The sequence below is a fragment of the Nodosilinea sp. LEGE 07298 genome (assembly GCF_015207265.1).
In the GTDB taxonomy this organism is placed as follows: Bacteria; Cyanobacteriota; Cyanobacteriia; order Phormidesmidales; family Phormidesmidaceae; genus Nodosilinea.
Window position 1 is genome coordinate 1 of record NZ_JADEXE010000384.1, and the last position, 5285, is coordinate 5285.

5 protein-coding genes are annotated in these 5285 nt (G+C 55.9%); 4 read left to right on the forward strand and 1 reads right to left on the reverse strand.

All coding sequences use genetic code 11. The features are described from left to right. On the forward strand, window positions 1–1761 hold a 1761-nt coding region (locus tag IQ273_RS29880), incomplete at its 5' end, for a pentapeptide repeat-containing protein (RefSeq protein ID WP_194026738.1). A gap of 466 nt (window positions 1762–2227) precedes the next feature. Continuing rightward, window positions 2228–2875 (forward strand): Uma2 family endonuclease, encoded by a 648-nt coding sequence (locus IQ273_RS29885; RefSeq protein WP_194026739.1) that lies wholly within the window; start codon window positions 2228–2230, stop codon window positions 2873–2875. Between the two features lie 54 nt (window positions 2876–2929). Here IQ273_RS29885 and IQ273_RS29890 read toward each other — a convergent pair whose 3' ends face one another. Then, window positions 2930–3622, reverse strand: coding sequence for an aspartate/glutamate racemase family protein (locus IQ273_RS29890; protein ID WP_194026740.1), 693 nt, complete (start codon window positions 3620–3622; stop codon window positions 2930–2932). 146 nt (window positions 3623–3768) lie between these two features. Here IQ273_RS29890 and IQ273_RS29895 point away from each other — a divergent pair, with 146 nt between their 5' ends. Together IQ273_RS29895 and IQ273_RS29900 are read left to right on the forward strand one after the other, a co-directional pair. Then, window positions 3769–4128, forward strand: coding sequence for a rhodanese-like domain-containing protein (locus tag IQ273_RS29895; RefSeq protein WP_194026741.1), 360 nt, complete (start codon window positions 3769–3771; stop codon window positions 4126–4128). Between the two features lie 21 nt (window positions 4129–4149). Next, window positions 4150–5285, forward strand: a 1136-nt coding sequence (locus IQ273_RS29900) for an NACHT domain-containing NTPase (RefSeq protein WP_194026742.1), incomplete at its 3' end; no start/stop codon positions are given.

Consider the following 5285-nt stretch of genomic DNA (forward strand, 5'->3'; position numbering starts at 1 on the left):
GTATTTTGCCGCATGTTTGCCGACTGGGTGCACCGCCACGAGCACCCCCGCTGGACGCCGATTCTGATTCGCCTGCGGGATGTGGCGGTGCTGTCGAACGATTTTGAGGAAACGCTGGCTAAGGCGATCGATCGCGACTTTGCCAAAACCGACTCGGGCTGGCTGACCGATCGCAACGTCAACTTTCTCTTCATCCTCGACGGCTTTGACGAACTGCTAATGGAGGGCCGCACCAGCGGCGGGCTCGATCGCTTTCTTGACCAGGTGGGCCGGTTTCAAGAACAGTGCGATCGCAATTCCGAAAAGAACCACCGGGTACTAATTACAGGCCGCACCCTGTCGCTACAGTCCATCGAGCGCAGCCTACCACCTAACCTGGAGCGGGTCGAAATTTTGCCGATGGATGACGACCTGCAAACCCAGTGGTTCGTCAAATGGGGCAGGCTGATGGGACAAGACCCCAACTATCTCAAAGGCATTCTTAAAGACCCACGCCTGCCCGATCGCCTGCAAGAGCTGGCGCGAGAACCGCTGCTGCTGTACCTGCTGGGGGCCATGCACCGCGACGGTGCCCTGCGCCTGGAAATGTTTGATGGAGCTGAAGGCGCTAAGGCCAAGGTGCTGATCTACGAAACCGCTTTGGACTGGGTGCTGACTCAACAGCGCCCCGACTGGCTCAACCGCGATATTGCCGAACTTGATACCGATAGCCTGCGTCGCATTCTGATGGAGGCGGGGCTGTGTGTGGTGCAGTCGGGTATGGAGTTTGCGCGGATAGGGGCGATCGCCCAGCGTCTACAGCAAGACAGCGCCGCCAAACAATTCCTCGAAGCGGCCCAGCAGCGCCTGCAAGATAGCGAAGCCCCCCTCCGCAATGCCCTTGCCGCTTTCTACATGCAGTCGGGCCGCCAGGGCGAAGGCTCCATCGAGTTTGTTCACAAAAGCTTCGGCGAATTTCTCTGCGCCGAACGCATCGTCAAAAGCCTGATCGACTGGTGCCAACCAGGTCGCAACCGCGAGTACGACATCCAAGACGCAGAGTTTTGCTGGGGCATGTATGACCTGCTGGGCTGCCACGTATTGACCTCGGAAATCCTAGAGTTAGTTATACAGCTACTTCTAGACTTCGCTAGCAACAAACTTGAAAGGCTTTTTGATCGTCTTTACAGCTTCTATCTAAGCTGGCAAGATGGCGACTTCATCGATTCGTTAACTGAGAACTTACCACAAAGGAAACAGCGACAAATTCAAGACTTCAGAAGTAGTTCCAATCAAAAACTTGGAATAAGGCAGATAGATGTCTTTACTGGACTTAACACTCTCTGCCTGATTTTGAACATCAAAAAATTGTCATCAATAGAAAAAGACGATTTCTATCCTTTTGGTAATCCCAGTAAACTTATGAATGAGGACTGGACTTACCTTACACTTTCTAGACTCATAAATTATAGCTCGTGTGTTTCACCAACTATATTTCTTAGAGTGGTTGGTCCGCACTTGCAGGGAGTCAATATCAGTAGACAATTTCTTGAGAGCGCAAACTTGAGTTTTTTGAATTTAGAAAATGCCAACATTCAGAACTCATATCTATTTGCCGCTAACCTCACGAATGCCAATTTGAAGAATGCAAACTTAACCGGAGCAAGACTAGAAGGCATCTATTGGAATGAATATACCAACTGGGATAATGTTATTGGCCTCGACAAAGCGATTGGCGTTTCTGACTCCCTGAAGCAACATCTGAACATAGATCGCCCGTAGGGTGTGTTCGGCTGGCCAATATCCTCAGCAAATCTGCAACACCCCCCGCCCAGCCAACGCACCAAAACTCATCCCGTAAAACGTTCGCCACCGCCAGAAACCGGGTTTCTTCTTTGCATAGCTTAGGGTCATTGCTACAGCCCTACAATAGTCCGGACATTTGTCTGGGCGAGCGCTGAAACCCCTGATCTCTCGTTGACTAGACCACTGTGGAAGAGGGCTGAAACTCCCATTCTGCCGTTGGCTCCCAAAAACTGTCCGGAGTGTTGGCCCTAGAAACCCGGTTTCTAGACCTTCATACCAAGATGCTCACGATGGGTAAGCGGTGCGTTACGGCGTGGCGGTGAATTGGGGAATCATCCAAAGACCCCGGCACGCCTAACGGCACCCTACGGCGAAAAGAGATGCGGCAGATTCATCCTCATCTGCTGTATGGCACCATAGGGGTACACCATTGCGAAGGCCCATGGTCACTAGCACTCCCCATATCCAGGCCAATGTTGCCCTTGGCGAAAAGCGGGTGACGCTGCGGGGCCTTGACTGGCAGGCTTACCAGCAAATTTACCAGGCCTTGCCCCAGACCCGCGCGGCCCGCTTGACCTACGATCGCGGTGCGCTCGAAATCACCATGCCCCTCGAAGACCACGAATTTGCCGTCCGCCTGATTGAGCTGTTTATTCGCATTTTGGTGGTAGAACGAGGGCTAAAAATCAAAACCCTGGGCTCCACCATCCTCGATCGCGAAGATTTAGATCGCGGTGCTGAGCCTGACAACGCCTACTACATTCAAAATCAGCCCCTAGTGATGGGCAAAACCATTGACCTGCAAACCGACCCACCCCCCGATTTGGTGGTGGAAGTTGACATTACCCATAGCGACATTGACAAGCTCAACCTCTGTGCCAACCTGGGAATACCGGAATTTTGGCGCTACAACGGCAAAATCTGGCGCATTTATCAACTTGAAAACGCGGTGTACCAGGAAGTTGAGACCAGCCCAACCTTTCCGATGGTGGCTAAAGCTAAACTGTACGAGTTTTTGGCCCAAGCCAAGCTAGACGAAGTTGATGCAGAAATAACCCTCCGGCGATGGCTGCAAACTTTAGCTAGATAGCTCAACATCCCTAGCAAAGACGGCCTGCGAGAACCTTAGCTCTCGTAGGCCTTATCAACCCAAAGCCAGAGCAACGGCGGCCTCGGCGTGGATGCGGGTGGTAGGAAACAGCGGCACCGCTGCCGTCGCATCCTTCACCAGCAGCTCTAGCTCGGTGCAGCCCAAAATTACCCCTTCGGCTCCGGCCTCAACCAGCTCCTGGCAGATGGCCAGTACCCTTTGGCGGGAGTCAGGCTTAAACTGGCCCTGGCACAGCTCGTCGTAGATAATGTTGTGCACCGCCGCTCGGCCATTATCACCGGGGATAACGACTTCTAGACCGTGCTGCTCGATTAATCGCTGGCGGTAGAAGTCTTGCTCCATGGTGAATTTGGTGCCCAGCAGCCCCACTCGCCCTAGTCCCTGAGATTTGATTTGTTCGGCAACCGCATCGGCAATGTGCACCAGGGGAACAGAAATGCGGGCCTCGATATCGTCGGCTAGCAAGTGCATGGTGTTGGCGCACAGCAGCACCATACTGGCCCCGGCCATTTGCAGCTTTTGGGCCGCTTCGACCAAAATGTCTGAAATATCGGCCCAGTTGCCGACGTGCTGCATGGCCGCCATATCGGCAAAGTCGACCGAAAACATGATCACTTTGGCGGAGTGTAAGCCCCCCAGCTCGGCTCGGGTGGCCTGGTTGAGAATGCGGTAGTACTCCAGCGAAGATTCCCAGCTCATGCCGCCAATCAGACCAATGGTTTTCAACGGATGCCTCCTTCTAGCCCTTTAGGTCGTGCCCTGGGTATACCACCTTTCCGGGTGAATGGGGTATGGTTGCGTAAGTTTAGGCATGCCTAGCTGGGTTTGCCTGGTAGCGTTAGTGGATTGCCCCCATTCCTAACCTTGACCCTATGACGTTTTCCTCCGATACCACCCCCTACAAGCCCCTGAGTGTTGAGGCTTTGGCTCAGCGCCTGGCCGAGGCTGACGAGGCTGTGCAGCTGATCGACGTGCGCGAACCCCAGGAAGTGGAGACTGCCAATCTACCGGGGTTTGTGAATTTGCCCCTGAGCGAGTTTGCCGATTGGTCAGATACAATTCACAGCCGGTTTGAGGCCGATCGCGAAACCATTGTGCTCTGCCACCACGGCATGCGGTCGGCCCAGATGTGCGGCTGGCTGGCCCAGCAGGGCTTTACCCAACTCAAGAACGTGACCGGCGGCATTGATGCCTACGCCCTGACAGTCGATCGATCGGTACCCCGTTACTAGGCCTTTGTGAGGGTTGCCCCTATGGTTACCACTACCCTGCGATCGCTGATTCCTGGCCAGCCTCCCGTGGCGGCTAACCTGCGGGTGTTGGCAGCGGCGGCGGGGCAGCAGCTGGTGGCCCATCGCAAGGGGTTACCGCTGGTAGCCTCGCGCCGCGAAATTCCGATGAACTACCGGGTCTGGGGGCTACAGTTTGGCCGCCAGGAGAACCAGGTGCTGACATCGGTGGGGGCGATCGCAGACCTGTGCCAGCGCGACGGCATTGACGGTCGCCTGCTGATTTTGGGCGAAGCGGGGGTGGGCAAAACCCATACTTTGCTAGCCGTCGGCGATCTGCTGCTCAAGCGGGGTGGGCCGGTGCCGGTGCTGCTCGATGTGTCGGCCTGGGCCGGGGAAACCATGCGCGAGTGGCTAATCGCCACCCTGTGGCGCGAGTACCGCGTGGCCAAGACCACCGCCGCCAACTGGATCGACCAGGCTCAGCTCATGCTGCTGGTCGACGGCTTTGACAACCTGCCTACCCCTCAGCAGCGCAAGTTTGCCGCCGCCCTGGAGGCTTTACTGCGCACCAACCCCAACCAGACCGCCCTGCTCTGCTGTCGTCGCCAGGTGATGGAATCGTCGGGGCTGATTTTTGATCAGTTCAACGGTGGTATCAACATCATTCCGCTGGCGGCGCAGCAGGTTAAGGACTACGTACTGACTCAAAAATGCCCCGACCTGTGGCCCGTCATCAAGGGCAGTAAGGTGTTGCAACAGCTGGCGCGACTGCCCCTGCACCTGACCATGCTGGTGGCAATGACAAATCCGGCAGAGCCACCCATTCAAAATCGGGCTGATCTAGTGCAGCGCTACCTAGACGATCGCCTAGCCCAGGCCCAGGGTAACCCAGCTCAGCACCGGGCCACCCTGGGTTGGCTAGCCGAGCAGCTTGAGTCGCGCCCCCGACTGTTTTACCTCGACGACCTACAGCGCACCTGGCTGCCTGAACCTCGCCAGCTGTTGTACCGGCTGCTGGTGGGTTTGGCGATCGCTCTGGCGATCGGGCTGATGGGTGGCAACCTGCTGCTGGGGCTGGCCGTGGGGCTAATGCTGTCGCAAATTGACCTGGAGAATTTTGTCTATGTTCGTCTGGGGCTAGCGATCGCACCCCTGGG